The sequence below is a fragment of the Paenibacillus filicis genome (genome assembly GCF_038070315.1).
GTDB classification, from domain to species: Bacteria; Bacillota; Bacilli; order Paenibacillales; family NBRC-103111; genus Paenibacillus_G; species Paenibacillus_G filicis.
Genome location: NZ_JBBPCC010000024.1, coordinates 85,886 through 105,821 on the forward strand (window position 1 = coordinate 85,886; position 19,936 = coordinate 105,821).

The 19,936-nt window shown below is 55.4% G+C and carries 10 protein-coding genes; all 10 read right to left on the reverse strand.

Annotated features, from left to right (window positions below; translation table 11 throughout):
• Positions 1 to 20: 20 nt before the first annotated feature.
• The 10 genes from WMW72_RS28560 to WMW72_RS28605 all read right to left on the reverse strand — a co-directional run bounded on the left by WMW72_RS28560 (position 21) and on the right by WMW72_RS28605 (position 19,779).
• Positions 21 to 878 (reverse strand): ABC transporter permease, encoded by an 858-nt coding sequence (locus tag WMW72_RS28560; RefSeq protein ID WP_341419040.1) that lies wholly within the window; start codon positions 876 to 878, stop codon positions 21 to 23.
• Positions 879 to 1,023: 145 nt separating this feature from the next.
• The gene (locus WMW72_RS28565) at positions 1,024 to 2,661 is read right to left on the reverse strand and encodes an extracellular solute-binding protein (RefSeq protein WP_341418996.1); all 1,638 of its coding nucleotides are present in this window, start codon (positions 2,659 to 2,661) and stop codon (positions 1,024 to 1,026) included.
• Positions 2,662 to 2,813: 152 nt separating this feature from the next.
• Positions 2,814 to 5,159, reverse strand: coding sequence for a helix-turn-helix domain-containing protein (locus WMW72_RS28570; RefSeq protein WP_341418997.1), 2,346 nt, complete (start codon positions 5,157 to 5,159; stop codon positions 2,814 to 2,816).
• 394 nt (positions 5,160 to 5,553) lie between these two features.
• A complete protein-coding gene (locus WMW72_RS28575; protein WP_341418998.1) occupies positions 5,554 to 7,755 on the reverse strand; it encodes a family 78 glycoside hydrolase catalytic domain in 2,202 nt (733 codons plus the stop codon).
• 33 nt (positions 7,756 to 7,788) lie between these two features.
• Positions 7,789 to 11,355: a BNR-4 repeat-containing protein gene (locus tag WMW72_RS28580; protein WP_341418999.1), complete on the reverse strand. Its 3,567-nt coding sequence runs from the start codon at positions 11,353 to 11,355 to the stop codon at positions 7,789 to 7,791.
• The gene (locus WMW72_RS28585) at positions 11,342 to 13,642 is read right to left on the reverse strand and encodes a glycoside hydrolase family 88/105 protein (RefSeq protein WP_341419000.1); all 2,301 of its coding nucleotides are present in this window, start codon (positions 13,640 to 13,642) and stop codon (positions 11,342 to 11,344) included. Before WMW72_RS28585 ends, WMW72_RS28580 begins: the two co-directional genes overlap by 14 nt.
• Positions 13,643 to 13,666: 24 nt before the next feature.
• Positions 13,667 to 14,548, reverse strand: a complete 882-nt coding sequence (locus WMW72_RS28590) for a carbohydrate ABC transporter permease (RefSeq protein ID WP_423227612.1) — start codon at positions 14,546 to 14,548, stop codon at positions 13,667 to 13,669.
• Positions 14,549 to 14,554: 6 nt separating this feature from the next.
• Positions 14,555 to 15,523, reverse strand: coding sequence for an ABC transporter permease (locus WMW72_RS28595; RefSeq protein WP_341419002.1), 969 nt, complete (start codon positions 15,521 to 15,523; stop codon positions 14,555 to 14,557).
• 85 nt (positions 15,524 to 15,608) lie between these two features.
• On the reverse strand, positions 15,609 to 17,240 hold the full coding sequence (locus WMW72_RS28600; protein WP_341419003.1) for an extracellular solute-binding protein: 1,632 nt from the start codon (positions 17,238 to 17,240) through the stop codon (positions 15,609 to 15,611).
• Between the two features lie 250 nt (positions 17,241 to 17,490).
• Complete coding sequence (locus WMW72_RS28605; protein WP_341419004.1) at positions 17,491 to 19,779, reverse strand: helix-turn-helix domain-containing protein; 2,289 nt, start codon at positions 19,777 to 19,779, stop codon at positions 17,491 to 17,493.
• Positions 19,780 to 19,936: the final 157 nt, after the last annotated feature.

Here is a 19,936-nt window from a genome sequence, read left to right on the forward strand (position 1 = left end):
TTCACCCCCACAATTTTGAACTACCACAGGCTCGTGTTGTTGATTCGCCGGCTGATCGCGTTAGCCGAGACGAGCAGGATGAAATTCATGACGTTATTGAACAAACCGACGGCGGCCGAGAAGCCGTAGTCCATCTGGAGCAGACCCCGGCGATAGACGAAGGTCGAGATCACATCTGCCGTCTCATAGGTCGTGGAATTGTACAGCAGCAGAATTTTCTCCAGGCTTCCGCCGGACATCAGCGTCCCGAACCTCAGGATCAGCATGATGATCACGGTCGGCATGATGCCGGGAATCGTAATGTACAGAATTTGCCGAAACCGCCCTGCTCCGTCAGTCTTGGCCGCCTCGTACAGACTCGGGTCGATGCCAGCGATCGCGGCCAGATAGATGATGGACCCCCAGCCTACTCCCTGCCAAATCCCGGATGACACATAGACGGAGCGGAACCACTCCGGTACGATCAGGAAGGAAACGGAGGGCATGCCAAACATGCCGGTCAGTTGATTGATCAATCCGTCTCCCGACAGAAAGTCGACCATCATCCCCGCCACGACGACGATAGATATGAAGTGCGGCAAATACGTGACCGACTGGACAAAGTTTTTGAATACGCGATTCCGGAGCTCATTGAGCAGCAGTGCCAGCAGGATCGGAGCCGGAAAGCCGAATACCAGCTCATACAAGCTGATCATCACCGTATTGCGCAGCAGTCTCCAGAAGTAATAGCTCTGATAAAAGGAGATGAAGTGCTTAAAGCCGACCCATTCGCTGCCCCAGATTCCTTTGGCAGGCATAAAGTTCTTGAAGGCGATCTGCAGGCCGTACATCGGAAAGTAGAGAAAGACGATGTAATAAATCACGACAGGCAGCAGCATCAGATAGATGTACTTATTTCTGGACCAATCACGTGCAAGTTTCAACCCCTATGCCCTCCTTCGCATGCAAGGCGGAAAAGCAGCGGGTGTCTCCGGGCATTGCATAGACTTGCGGCTATGCCCGAAGAACCCGCTTCAGCCGGCATTACCGTTTCAAGTATCGTTTGTACGCCGCTTCTTGAATGTCGATCGCTTCCTGAATGCCCATACCTTGAATCGTCTTCACGTATTTATCGAAGTTTTCGATCGGCTCAGCACCCATGATGAATTTGTCGAACATCTCATCACGGTAGGTCGTAATGTCCGTCATGATGGCGGCCAGGCGCGTGGATTCTTCATTGGTGAATGAGAGCGGCGGCAGCCATCCGTCGTTCTTCACATCCATCCAGGTCTTGAGCGCATTTTGCTGCTGAGGCAGGGCGGCATTTTGCTCCTGATAGCGTTTGTCCTGAACGAACGGACCTCCGAATGGAACCGCATAGCGGCCCAGTGATGTAGCGAAGGACAAGCCGTCAGGATTTTTCATGATTTCATCTGTATAGGCCGGGAATCCGTCCTTCATCGTATAGCTCTTGCCCTCGATCCCGAAGTTGAACAGCATCGCGCCCTCTTGGCCGTACTTGTAATCCAGCCATTTCACCGTTTCTACCACATGTTTATTGTTCTTGGTGATCGCAGCGCCCACGCTGTTGAAGATCGGCTCTACTTGACCAAGCACCGGCTTATCGCCTTTATTCAAGACTGGGTATGGCGCACCAACGAGACTGAACTTCGGATTTTTGCCGGCCATGGCCGTCGTGTACTTCCCGATCCCGCCGCCTACGGCGAGCTCGGATACCCCGACCAGCTCTCCCGTCCACTTGGCATCCTTCTGCTTATCATCTGTTCCAGCGTAATCCCGATCGATCAAGCCTTCCTTATACCAGTTGCGCATCGTTTGCAGAAATTCCTTGTATTTGGGTTGAATCGGGCCGTAGATGACCTTGCCCCCGTCGAGATTGAAGCGGGCAGAGATCCCCCATGCATTCAGGAAGACGTTGCTGAAGTTCAGCATCGTGTCTTTGCGGATCAGCAGCGGAATTTCATCCGCCTTGCCGTTTCCGTTCGGATCGTTTTCCTTAAACGCTTTCAAAACCGTATGCCACTCATCAATCGTCTCCGGCATCTTGAGTCCGACTTTATCCAGCCAGTCCTGGCGGATGCCAAGTCCGAAGTAAGTCCGCAGGTAAGGATCGCTTCTCAGGAATGGAAAGGCGAAGATTCTACCGTCATCGGTCGATATCGCCTTCTTGATTTCCGGATTGTCCGTCAGCAGCTTGGTCAGATTTGGCGCATATTTGGCAATATAGTCGTTGAGCGGAATAATGACGCCGCTGTTCATTGCCCCTACGCCGCCGCCCGGATAATCCCCCCAGCCCCATTCGATCACATCCGGATAGCTGCCGGAGGCCATCAGCAGGTTGAACTGATTTTTCTCCTGCCCGGTCGCAGGATGCTGGAAGTCGATGTGAATGCCGGTTTTCTTCTCCGTTTCCTGGTAAGCCGCCATATCATTGTAGCTCTTAACCCCAGGCGCCGGATTGCCCGACATCTGAACAAAGTAGCTCAATGTCAGCGGACTGGATACGATCTTGCCGTCCTTCGGCGCCTCCGCCGCTCCGGCCGGTGCCGGTGTGGACGTGTCCACGGACGTTCCGTTGCTGCCTGAGCAGCCCGTCAAGGCAACTGCCAATGCCGTCCCCGCCGCCATCATAGCGGTCAAGCTTTTGTTGCGGTGCTTCATGAATAAGTCTCCCCTCATCTCATCATGTCTGGTGCTGCGGGATGCGCTTGCTTCTCAGCTCCCGATCTCAGAATACCCGGTTGTATAGCGAGCCCGATACAGTCCGGTTGTTAGATCGGCTTGCGGTTTGGAAGATCGGGGACTATACAGACTTAAGATCTATGTTCCGTTTGTGTGTTTTCACGGTATTGGCCGGGTGTAATTCCCTCGTGCTTCTTGAAGAAACGGATAAATCCGATATCGTTGGAATACCCGATCGCCTGGGCAATCTGCGCCATCGTATACTCGGTGCCACCGAGGAGTCGCTTTGCCTCCTGCAGACGAACCTCAGCGATAAACTCCAAAATCGTCTGTCCTGTCGCCTTCTTGAAGAACGAGGACAAGTACGGCTGCGTAATGCCGAGTTCGTCCGCAATAAAGCCAACGCTCAGCATATTCTGACTGAAACGCTCATGGACGATGCGCTTGATCGTCTCGAGCATCCGATTGCCCTGATCGCTCCGTCCTTCCTTCCATAGCCTGCAGATGGCCCGGAAATCCTCCTTCAGCTCCAGGAAGGTCCGACGCGGGTCAGCAGCCGCTTCCGTGTGCAGCTCCAGCAGCCGCATCGCAATATCGGGGTGAACCTTGGGCGTACTCTGCACGATCCGGAATAACGTCGTGGATAATTGCCGCAGAAAATAGGAGCCGATCAGCGGATTGGCTTCATTGCCTTCGTAATGGTCGGCGTATAGCGCGTCGAGCAGCTGCTCCGTCTTCTCTTCCTCACCTGACCTCACATAATTGGTCAGCTGCTGCTCGACATCGAGCTGGTAGTAATACACGGGGGCCTGCTCCAGCAATCGATCCACCGCACTGTCTCTCGCCTGGCTCTTGCGACTTTCATCCAGCCGCTTGAGCGAATCGCGGAACGCCTCCCCGATCATCTGGACATCATGTGCGATCAAGCTCCTCCCGATCGCTACCTTCAGATGAAAGCGCTGGCGCAGCACCTGCTCCAGACGTTCAGCGACCGATACCAGCTCGGCCTGCCCCTCCTCGTCGCTTACTTCGTTGAAATTAACCAGTAACGCAATCCGGCCCTGATCCAGCTCGGTCGCGTACCCCACATGGCGCTCATTCGCAAGATCAGCGGCGATATTGGAAATAATGAAGTTCACAAACAGCCATTCCTTCTCATCATTCTCTGCCGAGAATGCGCTCCTATCCTCCACGTCAATCAGCATGACAGCGAATTGCTCCGATACAAGGCGAATTCCCATGAACTGCAGCGCTTCCGGGCGCAGCTCATGCGGGCCCGCGTAGCCTTTGATCAGCCGGCTTAGGAAATGAATACGCATTACCGGCGCCTGCTGCGACAATCGGCTTCGGAGCTCTGACTCCGTCATCCTGGCCGTATGGATCGACGTGCGGATAAGCTCGTACTCGATCGGACTCTGCTTGCTGCACGAGTCGCCGCCATGGCCGGTTACGGTCCGCACGAGATCGCGGATCGGCCTATAGTTGCGGTAAGCCAGATACCAGGAGACAACCGCACCGGAGATCGCGGCCATCGCGAACAGCCACAGTGCCCAGCGCTGAACCTTGTTGACCTCTTCGAGGAACACGGCTCGCGGCACCTCCAGTACATATTTCCACCCGAATACGCTGGATGAAGCATAAGAAACAACCAGCTGCTCTCCGCTGCGCTGGGCTTCCAGCTTGCCGCGGTCTCCCGGCATATCGGCGTACCGGAACGTGAGCGGATCGCTCGCTGCCCCTGTTGACCCGATGATCCGATCCGACGAATCGACAATATAGATCTTTCCTTTGCCGGCTTCAGCCAGACCCTGGAACATCTTCATCAGTTGTTCGTCGCTGATCATAATGAACAGCGTAGCCAGCTGCTTGGACCGATCGACGAGCGGTAGCGTTTGGATGTAAGCGAGAATTTGCCGGCTCTCGCCAAAGTTATTGCTAATGCGCAGAGCAGGCTCGAAGGTGCGGAAATGATAGCCGCTTTCAAACTCCTTCACCCAATCCCCCGGCGACCTTCCTTCGAACCGGGCTACCTGTCCGAAAAAAATATCCGGTGTCGTTCTAACGCCAGGACCGAGCATCGTACCCACCTTGGGCAAGTACACATAATAATCGTAAATAAACGGCGTCAGCTGCCGGTAGCGTTTCAGATCGTCGATTAACGAGATCATCTCGTACTGCTCCCAATCGGAAGCTGGTATTCTACCGCTCATCAGCTGCTGAAGCTTCGGATGATTGGCGATCTGCTGCTCCAACTGCTCGATCAGCTGAAGCTGACCGTCGGCAAGCTCCCGTAGCTGTCCCAGCATCGCCGAATTCGTGCTCTCTACGGATTTCTCTACCACGTCATTGGCGCGCCAATAGAGCAATCCGCCCAGTATGATCAGCAGCAGCAGAATAGCGATATACGACCAGAATAAGGCCGACCATGCGCCTCTGAATCTAAACCCTTGCCAGCTTCCAATGCTTTTCTCCCCCATCCAATCTCTCCCACCTTCAACACGGTTGTCAGTCTGCCCACACGAACGCGGGTCTCGTAATGTGCCTCTAGTATACCAACATTACAACCAGATAAGTCCAATCGATTCGTTGGATCGATGATCCATTTGTAAGATTATCCCGCTTCGGATGCCCGTGCCAACCATCATATAAAGAAAAAAACACAGGATCACCCTAGGGTAGGGTAATCCTGTGTTGAATTGAACTAGGGACTGATTGTCGTCCAAACCTTACCGTATTCGGCCGGATTTTTGGTCTGACCGATCCCGCTGCTCCATTCGAGCCATCCGAGACGCCCGCTCCCGTTGTTGTTATTGACAGCACGGACAGCCTCATCGGTACCGCTGGATCATACACATAAGGAGCCAAAAGACATCAGCAGCGGATGACCCGGACCTTATCGGGAAACTCCTCGGTCCATTGCCCATGATCATAGCTTAGACGGATCCATCCCGTAGGCACACGCAATTGCAGAGAGAAGCTCTTCCATGCCTCAGGAAGACGGGGAGCAAAGGAAATCTCCTTCCAGCCCGGCTTGGACGGCTTCAGCCCGATGATATTTTCGATCAATACCGGAACGGGAGCGCTCGCCCACGGATGGCAGAGACTTGTGTTCCACTTCTGGTCCTTGCCCCAAGCCTCGAAGCAAGCGGTGGCCCCCTCCTTCACCATATTGCCCCATGAACGCTGTTCCTCCGACAACAGCAGCTCCGTCATCAGGGCGTGCTCCCCCGCTTGGGCCAGGGCTCGAAGCACGAAGTAGGCGAAGTATACGCCGCAGGAAAAGCCTTTACCGCGGATCAGCTCCACCACAGCGGGGACGGACTCGGTGGGAGCCAGCCCGAACAGCAGCGGAAGCGTATTGGAGTGAAGCGCGTGATGCCCGCTGCCCTCCGCATCTCTGAACAGCCGGAGCGCCGGGTCGTAGAAGACCTCGAGGAATCGCTGCTTCAGGCGGGGAAGCTCAGACTCAATGGGCATACCCAGAATCTCACCCATTTCGTCCACGCTGCGTACACAGCCGAGATAGAAGGCATTGATCACGTTATGGCAGCCCGGGCCAATCGGCTTGGCTAGCTCGAAGTCGTAGCCGTCGCGAAGCTCCCTGGGCCAGTCCACCAGATTCCACTTATCGGTGATCTCATGCAGCAGCCCGTCTCCCCGGTCATACTGGCGGAAATGCTCCAGCAGCCTCTTCGCATGAGGATACATGTCCCGAACAAAGTCCAGATCACCGCTGTACCGGTAATATTCCAGCACTTGCCCGGGCCATTGGAGCGAGAAGTCGGCAATCTCCTGCATGAAATGCCCCGGAACGACGGCCATCAAGCCCGGACACAACGTGGAGCTGCGGGCAAACTGCCCGATAGTCTTGCGATACAGCCGGAAATCGCCGCTCAACAGCATATGGGAATGCCCGATGACCGTGTTGTCCCCCAGGTACTGCCCCTTCTCTCGCGTCGGGCAATCCACATAATGTTCCTGCGCACCAGCCTTCACCCCGTTCTTGCAGATCTGAAAGATGGCGTTCATCCGTTCATCCGAGCTGTGAAACCGGCAGTTATCCTCCTCGAGCGGATAATGTCTGACGACCGCTCCGAAGGAGTCAGGGTCGACAGCCAGCTCTCCACCCGCTACCTCCACATAACGAAAGCCTTTGTAATCGTAGCTCTCGAATCGGTCGTGCCTGCCCGATAGTGTCCATAGATCCCGATACAGGCAATTGCAGCGCAGTTGGAACCTTACGGACAGTCCGTCCTCCTCCAGCTCCTCGCCGCAGCGGATTTCAATCGTGTCCCCGGCCCGGCCCGATGCTTCCATCGTGAATTGCCCCGTGATTTCCTCGCCAAAATCGATCAGATAACGATCCGGTCCGAGCTGGGTTACGGCTTGGGGAAGCTTGTGATACACCGTCAATGCAGGTGTCGGCTGCTCGATGAATACGTAGTCCGTCTGCTTGCTGACGTGGGCCTCAGACCAGGAAGAGTCGTCAAAGTCAAGCTCACGCCAGCCTCGCTCCGTCTTGCGGGCATCGATATGCTCGGTGAATTGCGTGTCATAGCCGAATATATCTCCCGGCTGGTTATCCTCTGCCCGCCGGGCCTTCCAGGTACCGTCCGACACTGCGATCATACGCCCGCCTGCCGTCAGCTCGGCGATGAGGCCCTGTCTGTAGTCAGCGCTGTTCCATGCACGATTGAGCAGGCCTTGGTAATACACATGAACGGCGATCACATTAGGTCCCGGCTGGAGAAACTCTCCGACCTCCAGTCGGTTGTAATAATAATGATCCGCTTCACTCTGCGCCGGTCCTTGGGCGACGAAATGCCCGTTGATATAGAGCTTGTAGTAATCATCCGCCGAAATATCCAGAACGATCGGGCCGGATGCAAGTCCGGATGCAAGCTCCGCCTCCTCTATGCGGAATACGCCCCGGACCAGCCAATGATGATGAAGCAAATCTTCCCGATGCGTCATGGCGCTTACAGGGCTCATTTCCTTGTGAAATGGATGAAGCTTCGCGAGTTCGCCGAACGGCTCATCCGTCAGCCAGTTGGCCTTCCATGCTTTGGACATCGATTAACCTCTCCCTGTATCGTTTACCGGTTGCTACGGCGAGCGGATATAGTCCGCCCACAGCTCTCCGAGCTGGAATACATAGTCACGGTTATTATCTATACCTAATCCAGTCGCATAGATCCGGATATAACGGGCAGACACGGGTTCCGCGAAGGAAAAGGTCTGAACCGCAGGCCCCGGATTCGGATACCCGGTATACGACTGTCCCGGCACGACTGTCCAATTCAACGCATCCGTGCTGGCTTCGATCTGAAAATCGACGGGGAACCCGTAGCCACGGTCAGCTCTCGGAGCCAGCCTTACCTGCTTCACAGGCAAGATCTGCCCCATGTCCAGATAGACCGACCGGGTTACGCTCGTCAAGCTGGTCGGCGTCGACCAGAACGTCTGAAGGTTGCCGTCGATCAGTCGCTCCACAGGGAAGAGCGGATGCGATTGCGAGGCGCCTGCTCCTATGCGCGGAGCCTGGTGCAATTGTCCCGGCGTCTCCCAGGCAGGGACCGTTACTCCCACCGTGTCCGTAGCGAGCGGATTCTCGGCTAGATCAGTGATCAGGCCATGGCCGCCGGCGGTATAGGTCACGGTCACACCCGTTAGCGCGGATTCCCCCATATCGGCTACCGTTAACACCACATGCCGGTTATCCTCTCCCTGGGCGACGGAGGTGACAGGATATTGCACGGACGTATTGCCCGTCTCCGACACGGTAAACCCTCCGTCATGAGGCTGGTTCAAATTCACCGAGCTTTCGCTCAACGTTACAATCAGCCGGGTATCGCTAACTCTGGTGACCTCTGTCAGTTTGGGAGGAACCGTATCGGCAGGAGGCTCTTCGTTACCTGCAGGCGTAAGCTTGTAGTCCGCCCAAAACTCTCCCAGCTGCAGCACATAGTCCAGGTTATTGTCCTTCCCCAGCTTGGTTACGGTTAACCGGATGTAGCGGGCAGGCACCGGCTCTGTGAACGTAAACGTCTGCAGTTGCTTGCCCGGATTTGGATATCCGCTATAGCTCTGCCCTGGCACCTGTGCCCAGTTGACCGCATCCCCGCTGTATTCCAGCATGAAGTCTACCGGGAAGCCATACCCGGCTTCCTGACGGGGAGCGAGCCTGACCTGGCCCACCTGCAGCTTCTGCCCGAGGTCGAGATAAACCCATTGCGTCACATTCGTTTTGCTGGTCGGTGTCGACCAGAACGTATTCACATTGCCATCGATCAATCGGGATACGGGAAATGTGCCATGCGACTGGGAAGCATAGGCTCCTACACGCGGAGCGGAGAACGAGAGCAGGTACAGATTGTCAGCTCTTTGCTTCCAGGCGGAAGCATGGGCGAACTCAGGGAACAATGTCCCGGCGGCTTGAAGCGCTGCGGCCACTCTCCCGATCACAACTCCCCCATCCAGAGGACCCGGCTCATAGCCGGTCAATAGATCGGCAGTCTGAGACAGCGCTTGCAGAAGCGCCGAAAACTCCTCGTCATTTACTTCAGGCGCATCCAGGAATTGATGAATATGATCAATCAGCGGGCCGGACAGCCGGATGCCTGCTGCCGATACGCTCCACGGTCCCTGATCCTGCAGCTTCGCGGGCACCGGATTATCATAGATCCAATCCATCATATCATGCGCCCACTGTCGCGCATACTCGGGGTTCCGGGTTGTGAAATAGGCCTTGCCCAGCGTACCGAGATGGGTCCACGCATTCAGCCGGTTGTACCATCCCGCGATCGGGCTGATCCGCTCCAGCTCATCGTAGCCGATCGGGTTGCACGTATCGAACTGCAAGTCAGCATTCCAGCAAACCGCCATCTCCTTGGGATAAGGCCACCAGGTCCGGATATCATATGAAGCGGTGCGTGTCAGTCCGCTCCATGCAAAGCGATGCTTGAGCATATCTTCCCCTGCCGCATCCTTGACCGGTAACGCGGGCGGGCTTGGATGCGACATAGGGTTAACCCGATAGGCCGGCTGCGTTCTGTTTTTCATCACATTTCTCAGCTGATGCGCGGCCTCCGTGTACTGCCCGTTCTGTACCCAAGGCTCAATCTGCTTGAGCTCCAGGGACTGATCGTAATTCAAGCTTTGGAAAAAAGCGTTGGCGGATGCTGTCCGGGATTTACCGGGCGCATAAGGCGCCGGGCATATGTACGGCCCGGACGCTTCCTGGCAGGCCGGAGCCCCGTTCACCGGGAGCTTCAGCTCGCTGTAGTTTTTCTCCAGCTCGATGAGCTGCAGCTTTTGATCGCGGGGCAGATCCTCCAGCTTGACGATATCCCGGGCCGCATCCAGCGTCTCCCAGCGCAGCAGGAATACTTTCCCGCTCGACTGGAGCTGCGAATAATCCTCCAGCAGATTCACCTTCATGCCGGGAATGGCGGACTGGACCTTCCCCACTTCATCGGGATAGATCAGCACAGGCTGCGCCTTCGGCTGCAAGGTAGCTTCATCCAGCAGATAGGCTTGCTGTCTGCCGCCGCCAGGCTGGCCAGTATGGCTGAACTTCATCCATAAGCCGAGTTCCGGCCCCATGTACTCCACGCTGCCCATGGAGATGAGATTCGGCAAGCTGCCTCCCCCGTTAAAATCCCAGCGGCCAGTCCAGTCGGTCATCTGATACGATTGCCAGCCTGCCGCATTCCGTCGGCTGGAGTAAATCTGGGTATCCCCCTCTCTATCGAATTTGATATAGGTCAGCACGGGACGGCCCGCGGAATCAAAACCCAACTTGACATTATTCAACATCCCGGATTTCGGCTGGACAGGGTCTACCACCTCCCCTCTCGCATAAGTAATCGGGAGCTGCACGGGCTGGCCGGAGCTGGCCGTCCAATTCTGCAGATCCGGGCTTTGTGCGTAGGACAGCCTCGAATTGGTCTCTGCACCTGGCGTATCTCTCCATACCCAGCCCATATGAAACTTCCCGTCCGGCCCCAGTTTTGTCGCCGACGTGTAGGCACTTCTCAGCGATTCACCGTCAAACATGGGGGCAGCGAGAAACCTCGACCAAGTACGGGAAGCCGTGTTGTAGACGTTGATCAGCTGATTGCCGTTGCCGCTGGACCCGTTCCGGTAGGAGAACAGCAATCTTCCGTCAGGCAGCTTCATAAATAACGGATAGGTCACGCTGCTCTCCTCGGTGCCGACCATGGAGCTGATCCGCACGAAGCTGTCGATATCACCTGGGATGGCGGTTCTCCAATACTTCAGCGGGTCCACATGCATATTTCCCGACATATGCAGGTACCCTTCGCTGTCCACAGTCAGCGTGACGTAATTATGCGCGTCAAGCGCCACATATTCATCTAGCTTGTGGAACTGCCATGCCGTAGATGTGAGGTCTCTTTTCCCCACAGTTAACTGACGGTCGGGATCGTAGAAAGCAACATACTGGTAGCCTCCGTAGGTCAGCCAGGATAAGCCAACCGGATTGCCCGCAAAGGCTGGAGCCACTTCCGTCACCTGCTTGACTTTGAAGAGGGGCTTGGCGCTTGACTCGGTTAGGGGGCCGCCCGTGAAGCCATAAGCCCACTGGCTGTTCGAAGGAAGCATCAGCAGCAGAATCAGCAGCGTAAGCAGCTTTGTTTTATACCGTTTCATGATTTACCCCTCCATGTTCATGTACGCCTGGGATGGACCATTCCGCCAATTGGAGCATCTCCGATGCGGCCAACAGCACGATACCGGTCCCATGGTCGTCGTTGATATAGGTCGGTATGTCTTCATAATAGGCAGCTTCCATCGAACAGCCAGAACCCAGACACACCCCGTACACGTTGCCCTCGCTATCCAGGCAAGCGCTCAACAATCCTTCCCATCCTCGCCGGACACTCGCCAGCAACGCGGCATCCAGCCATCCGAGGCGAATCCCTCTGGCGATTGCGGCCACGAACATCGCCGTACACGAGGTTTCTTCATAGGAATCCCGTTCATCCAGTACCTGATGCCAGAGTCCGGAATCGGCTTGATAGGCGGCGATGCCTGCGGCCAGATTCCTGAGCATCGCCAGCATCAGCTCCCGCTCCGGATGCTCCTCGGGGAGATACAGCAGAATCTCCGTCAGGGCCAGCATCACCCAGCCGTTCCCGCGTCCCCAGGGCACTCCGCTGTTAACGCCTTGAGAAGGAAAGTAAATATGCGCATACAGCCGCTTATCCGGCATCCAGAGACGGCTGTGGAAGCCGCCTGCCTGACGGATAACTTCCGTGTAATAGCGTTCCTCGCCGGTAAACCTTCCCATCCTGATGAGAAACGGACAGCTCATGAAGAAATCGTCCGCCCACAGCGTCTCTATCCGGTAAAAGGTTCCGTCCTCCATACGCGGCACGACCTTCATCACCGTATCGGCCAACCGTCCGATAACAGGGGGCAGCACAGGGTCTCGGGTACGCTCATAGCATTCGAGCAGCATCACACCTGCCGCTCCGCACGGGTCCAGCTCTTCCAAACGCTCGGCTCTGGGGAGCAAAGAAGGCACGCCGTATTCCTTCGCATCCCATAGAGCGTAGTCGTGATACTGCCCCAGCGCGGAGGTGCTATCCAGGGCGTACTGCCGCAGTTCCGCTTCGCCGATCGTTTCCGCTGCCTTCAGCAGGCCGTACAGACCGACCTGGATCGCATAGAACCACTGTCCGAAAAAAAATCCGTCCCGGTACGGCCTGACCAGGGTACCCGGAGCCGAGAGCCTCCAGTAGACAGAGCGCCCAGGCTCACCGGACGGATACGGCCGATCGAAGCGGATCTCCTTCTCCACGGCAAAACACTGATCCAGCAAGAGCAGAGGGTCCGGGTCGGGTTCCCGGTCGCCGAAGGGCCCGATATGGAGCCAGTGCGCCCCATCCCCGCGCCCCGTGTCGAGCATGGGCAATATCTCTGCCCGCCGGCCGGTGCATGTATCGATAACCTCCGCCCCAAGGCTCCAATCTGCAGCCGTGCGTACACATTTCACGAGCACCTGCCCTTCCGCCGTTCCAGGCGGAATCGGGATCGCCTGCACGCCTCCATCTATCGAACGGTATACCTCCCTTCCCCCGATCCAGACAACGACCGCGCCTGTCCATCGAAGGCTCAGGAGCAGTCCGGCTTTCCCCGCATCATAGCAGGTCAAAGCATACGCACAGGCTGCTGCTTCTCCGTAAAGCTCGCACAGATCGGTCAAGCCGGATGGCGGCTGCGCCGATACGACCGGCTGCCAGACCGCTTCGCAAGCGCTCTCATCAACGCCATCGGCCTCCGGCAGATTCGCAAACTCCAACCGGTCCAGCAGAGAAGCCTCGCTTAACGATTGCGCCCCCGGATCGAACGGACCGATGTACGCAAAGCCTTCCTCCCCTTGCAGCTCCTTCTGGGGAAAGGTTGGACGCGTGGCGAACAAGTAGTCCTTGGCCCACATCCCCGGATATCTCGGGAATGCGATCGTGAGCTTAAACCCCCAGCCCGCCAAGTCCTGGACGCTTGTCAGCAGTAGCTCGTTCCAGCCCTTTCTCATCCGCACGGGAATTCGGATAGAGTCGTCTGGACCGGCACCTTCCCGCGCTACTGGCCGTTCGATCTCTTCCGGACAGCTCAGCAGCAGCTCGTGATTGAGCCACAGCTTCCGCACTCCGCCCGCCGTGAGCATGACGTCCTGGTCGCGGCTTGCATAGAAGCGCGCTGCCGCATACGCAGCGGAGCCCTGCTTGGCATCCGGCCAGCAGGCGGCGAAGTCCCCCTCATACGGTCCGAATGAAGACTTCTGGCGGATCGGCTGCTGCAGATAAGGCCTCAGCCGCACAGGTTCCCGGGGGCGGGTGTCCAGCATCCGACCAGCGACGATCCGGATGACCTGAGCCGGATCGGTCACCCCCGCCTCCGACAAAGATTTGCCCTTCTCCAACTTTTCGTTCATGACTGGCTCCTTTCGCTGGCCTGCTTAGCCTTTTAATGCGCCGATCATCATGCCCTTGACGAAATATTTCTGCAGGAACGGATACAACGCCAGCACCGGCAGAGTAGCCACCACGATCACGGCATATTTCAGCGTCTCCGCCACCAAGCCCTTATCGAAGGAGTCCGTGCCGACGAGCATCGCATTCGTATCGTTCTGCACGAGAATCTCGCGCAGGACGAGCTGCAGCGGGTACAGATCCCGGTCCCGGATGAACAGCATCGCGTTGAACCACGCATTCCAGTGTCCGACGCCATAATATAGAATCATTACCGCGACGACAGGCATCGACAAGGGCAGGAAGATGCGGAACAGTATCGTCAGATGAGAAGCTCCGTCCAGCTTGGCGGATTCCTCGATCTCATCGGGAATGCCGAGGAAGGACGTGCGCATGAGAATCAGGTTGAACGTGTTGACAGCGGTGGGAATAATAAGCGCCCAGTACGAATTATCCAGACCCAGACCCCTTACGGTTAAGTAATAAGGCACCAGTCCGCCGCTGAAGAACATCGTGAAGACGAACAGGAACATGATCGGGTCTCGCCAGAGCATGCCCTTACGCGAGAGAAAGTAGGCTCCGAGCGAAGTCATCAGCAGATTGAGGGCTACGCCGGACACGACAACGATGATCGTATTCACATAGCCGTGAAGAATCATGGTATTGGACAATACGAGCCGGTAGGCATCCAAAGAAAACCCTAGGGACGTGATCAGCAGGCCCCGATGAGCCAGAAACTCGGCCGGATTGCTGAACGATGCCAATACCACATAGAGAATCGGATAGACGGTCACTAGCGACAGCAGCGATAAGACGATGGCGTTCAAGAGGCGAAATGCTCTTCTTCCTGCGCTTTCCTTCAAGCTCAAGCCCTCCTACCACAAGCCGGAATTGTTTATTTTTTTGCTGACCCAGTTGGCACCCACCAGCAGCAGGAAATTAATCGTTGAATTGAACAGTCCTACCGCCGAGCTAAAGCTCCAGTTAAATTCCTGCAAGCCCTTCCGGTATACAAAGGTAGAGATGACATCGGAAGTCTCGTAAATCGCCGGGTTGTACAGCAATATAATTTTCTCGTAGCCTACGCTGAGGATGCCCCCGACCTTCAGGATCAGCAGGATGATGATCGTCGCCGCGATGCCCGGCAGGGTTACATGCAGCGTCTGCTTCCACCGGTTGGCGCCGTCAATCGTCGCCGCCTCGTACAGCTGCGGATCGATCGATCCCATCGCCGCCAGATAAATAATCGATCCCCAGCCCACCTCCTGCCAGATCTCGGAGATCACATAGAGCGGGACGAAATTCGACGGATAGTTCAGCAGCGTAGCCTTCTCCCCGCCGAGCATGCCAATCACTGAATTGACAATTCCGTTGTCCATCGTAAAGTCGATGATCAGACCGCAAACCACGACTAGCGATACGAAATGCGGCATATACGTTAAGGTTTGCACGAATCTGGAGAACAGACGGCTCTTGACCTCATGGATCAACAACGCGAGAAGTATCGGGGCGGGGAACCCGAATACAAGCGAAGTCAAGCTGATCACGAGTGTATTCTTCAAAATCCTCCAGAAATAATAGCTGTCGAAAAACGCTTGAAAATGCTTGAAGCCCACCCAAGGACTGCCCAGGATTCCCTTCGTAGGCACATAATCCTTGAAGGCAATGATCGCGCCGTAGATGGGCACATAATGGAACACCAAGTAATAGATGAGTACGGGTGAAACGATGAGATACAGCGGGTAATGTCTCAGCCAGTCCTTGCGGAGCTTCTGCCCCAGACTTTCCCTCTCGCTGCCTGCCGGTCTTTCCAGCTCTTGCCATCGTGATGAAGATACATTCATGTCGTCAACCACTCCCTGCTTCCTGCTCGTCGTTACGTTAGGATGCCGGGGGAGCCGTTAGGCTCCAACCACCGGCATGGTCCTTTTAACGCTTGCTATAGCGCTCGAAGGCTGCCTGCTGCATCTCCACGGCCTTCTCGATACCGAGCTTTTTCATCTGTTGCACGTACTTGTCGAAGTTGTCCAGCGGCTCCGTGCCCATGATAAACTTCAACAGCATCTCATTCTCGTAGGTCGTTACTTCATTCATGATCTTGGCCATCGCTTCTCTCTGATCGGGCGCGACAAATATGGGCGGCAGGAAATGCTTGGCCGCATCGGTGTCTGCCCATGTGCGAACCGCTTCAGTCGGCACGGGATTCATCGTCTGATTCACATCCCCACGCTGAACGAAGGGCCCCATGTCATGGGATAAGGTGTACTTGGCCATGGCCTGACTTTGCGGAAGCTTATTCGGATTGTTGATGATCAGGTCCGTGAATCTCGGCTTGCCGTTCTCCATCGTATAGCTGGCTCCTTCAATTCCGAAATTCGCCAGTCTCTGCCCTTCCTCACCGTATAAGTAATCCAGAAATCTGACAGCCGCCTCCTTGTGCTTGCTGCTCGCCGAGACCGCTGAACCGAAGCCGACGAACGGAAGCGAATACTGTCCGAACTGCGGCTTATCCCCCTTCTTCAGCACGGGATACGGCACACCCATCACCTGGAATTTAGGATCCTTGTCCTTCATCGTCGTCATCCATTTGGTTACGCCGCTTCCGGCGCTGGCGACGGTCGCCCCCGATTTGCCGTCCAAAATATTGGCATCCACGGTCTTGGTGTCCAGTGTCGCGAAATTATTGTCCAGCAGCTTCTCCTTGAACCACCGGTTCATCGTCACCACGAAATCTTTGTAGGCTGGCTCGATCTGCCCGTATTTGACCTTGCCGTCATCGACGTAGAAGCCCTTCGTTATGCCGTAAGCGCCGACGAAGGTTCCCCAGGATAGAACACTATTCTGAAAGTTCCAGTACGGACTGAACGGCGTGACCGCACCTTTCTTTTCTTTAAACGCTTTCAAAACGGTGTACCATTCATCCATCGTTGTCGGTGCCGCCAGACCCAGATCATCCAGCCAATCCTTCCGCATGATGGGACCGGCAGACACCAGCAGCGCCTGATCGCCGCGGATAAACGGGAAGGAATAGTAGCTCCCCTCATCGGTTTTGACCATCTTCTCGATATCGGGATGCTGCTTCAAATACCCGGACCAGTTAGGCGCATACTGATCCTGCAGACTATTCAGCTTGGTGATGATTTTATCTGAGATGGCCTTCTCCGGTCCGCCGGGATACTTCGTCCAATCGTATTCGATAATATCCGGAAGATCGCCGGAGGCAATCATCAGATTCAGCTGTTCATCCTCCTTGCCTGCGGCCGGATGGATGTATTCGATTTCGATGCCGGTGCGTTTCTTCAGCTCCTTGGCAAATTCGGTCTCGCCCAGATTTTTGGCGATCGCCGATGTATTAGCCGGCAGGTGAGTCCAGTATTTCAATTTGACGCCGCCTGGGATCGGATAGCCTGTTCCCTGCTCCGCAGCGGCCGGACCCGTCTGACCTCCTGGTCCTGGTGCGCCCGGCTCCCCCTTCGCGCCTCCTTGCGAACATCCAGCCGATACTCCTGCGAGCATTACTACGGCTGTTAATGATGAAATCCACGCTGTGCATTTGTTCATGCTGCCCCTCCTCTGATTGTATGTTCCTGATTACGGTAATTGCGGTTGCCGCTGTTGGGGTCAACCTTGTGCCAAGTATAGAAGCAAACCCGTCTGAGCTAAAGAGTCAGATTACAAGATCAGGGGTCAAAATGTAAAATCTTCCTCTGATCCGCCGGTTAGGCTTATCCATTCTTCCAGGACATTTCCGGCTATAGAGGGACAAAAACGAAGAAGGAGCCATGGTATCGATATCCATGCCCCCTAACGCTTATTCCAGTAAATCCGCGTATTTCCCCGGCGTGACCCCCTCATACTTGGCAAATGCCCGCCGGAAGGTGCGGACATTCGAATACCCTACCGACAGCGAGATTTGCTCCATCGTCGCCGTCTGTTCCTTCATCATGACCTTCGCCTGCTCGATTCTGATTTTCCCGATATAATCGAGCAGCGAGCCCCCGCTCCGTTCCTTGAACAGCTTGGAGACGTAAGCGGGATGCAGTCCGATTTGTTCCGCGATGGAAGCGATACTTAGATTGAGATCCCGATACTGGCTGTGGACCGTCTCCATGATACTCTGCAGAATTTCCATTGTCCGTCTGCTGCCCTGCTCCTGCGCAATATAGCTGCAGAAGCTCTGCAGAATATCCTTGAGCTGCTGCTTCATTTCACTGACCGTATGGCAATTCAGCAGCTGCTCGATTGGATTGAGCTCTTCCAGGAACGAGCTGTCATAATGACTGCCTGCCTCATGAATCGTCTTCAGCATCGTACTGACCAAGTCAACGAATAAGCATTTGGCAATCTTCAGCGGCAGCTTACGCTGCTCCAGGTTATCCTTGAACACAGCATCCACGATGGCCTCTGCGCTGGCATAGTCCCCCGTTTTGATGCAATTCATCAGTGCCTGCTCCTTCTCTAGCGGATAATAATACTCCTCCTTGGCACGCGGGATGTCCATATCATCATAGTGCATAATATCCTTCACGCCATAGATGCTCTGATATTCCATCGCCTCCAGCGCCTCCTCATAGGCCCGGGAAATACCGACAACCGTATAATGCGGACTGCTGACGGAGATGGATACAGCGACGTGGTAGTAATTGCCCATGAAGCCGGCCACCCCGGCGGCGATTCCGGCCAGCTGCTCCTTCCACGCCTCCGTGTCTTGGCCTGTCAGATTGATCAGGCAGACGAGCAGGTCATCGATTTCCGTCATGAAGCCTTGATGCATCCGGCCTGCCCACTCCTCTGTCACGTTCATCATCGCAAAACGGATCAGCGGATATGACAGGTCCTGATCCTCCTCCACGTTCAAAATCATGACGGCAAACGCATCGGATGCAAACCTCACCCCGTATGCTTCCAGCGATGGCTCTAGTGGCACGGCACTACTCCTGCCTTTAAGCAGCTTCTCCAGAAAGTAGCCGCGCATAAAGCTTTTCTGCCGCCATAGCCTGCTGCTCATATCGGTATTCTCCATCAGCGTAGAGCTGATGGCCTGACGCATGAACTCGTATTCGTTGCCCGGCACCTTATCCGGGTCGGCAGTGTGTTTCCGCCCTTGGAGCAGCTCCATCATCCCGCGAACGGGTGAATAATTTCTACGGACAAAGGCGTAGGATAGGCCGCCACCGACAATCAGACACGCGAGCAGGCCGATGGCAGTCGATTTCTTGATCGATTCCGACTTATCCCAGAATACATGGCGCGGCATCAGGATCATATACTTCCATCCGGTCGCTCCGGAGCTTATGTACGAGACGACCGTCTCCTGGCCCTTCCAGCGGGCCTTGACCATCCCGCTCTGCTCCGTAAGCTCGCTGTAGCTCACCGGGACCGGCTCGGCCATTGGCTCTGAAGAGGCTACGACCCGATTGTTCTGATCCAGAATGACCGCAGCACCGCTATGAATATAATCCGCCCCATCCTTCACCCAGAACCTATCTGGGTCCAGGAATATAACAACGCTGCCCAGGCTGACCCCAGTCCTTCCGATGGGAATCGACCGGATATAGGCCAGCTCGTTCATCCGGCTCTCCCCTTCCCCCAGGGACACATATTCGCCGCTGTAGTAATGATTAAGCTTCTCCATCCATGCCGTATAGGAAGACCGCTCCCCAGGGTACAAATTATTGAATATCACTTCGCTCGTATTGCTGCTGTCCGGCGTAATGATCGTGTCGATAGCACGAAAATACACCAGGAAATGAGCCGAACGGCTAGAGGCCTGGAATACCTTCAAGTTCTCAAAGGCCTTGTAGATCGAAAAATATTGTTCAGTCCTCAATGGCTCGCCAATCGATAGCAGCTCCTGCACCTGCGGATTGTAACCGATTTCAACACTGAGCCGGTTAATATCCTGAAGCTGATTATCCATATCCGTCTGGACTTTGGATAGGATAAGGCTGTTGGAGCGGTTAATCTCATCCACAATCGTCTGATTCATCTGGGTGTACATGACAATGCTCAGTAATACCGGAACAAGCAATATCGCGATATAGGATAACAGCCAGGTCACAATGATGCTGCGCCGCTTGAATGCCACTTTTCGAAACAATTGCCTTCCCCCTCTTTTTGTTCAAGACCTCTGTCGGAATTTATTATACCACTGCCCGTTTTTGAAGGGATACAGGCTTGTCTATGATATACACCCGATCATCACCTGACCGGATTCCCATTATATAAGAACTCAGAGGCATAACGCCATGAACAAA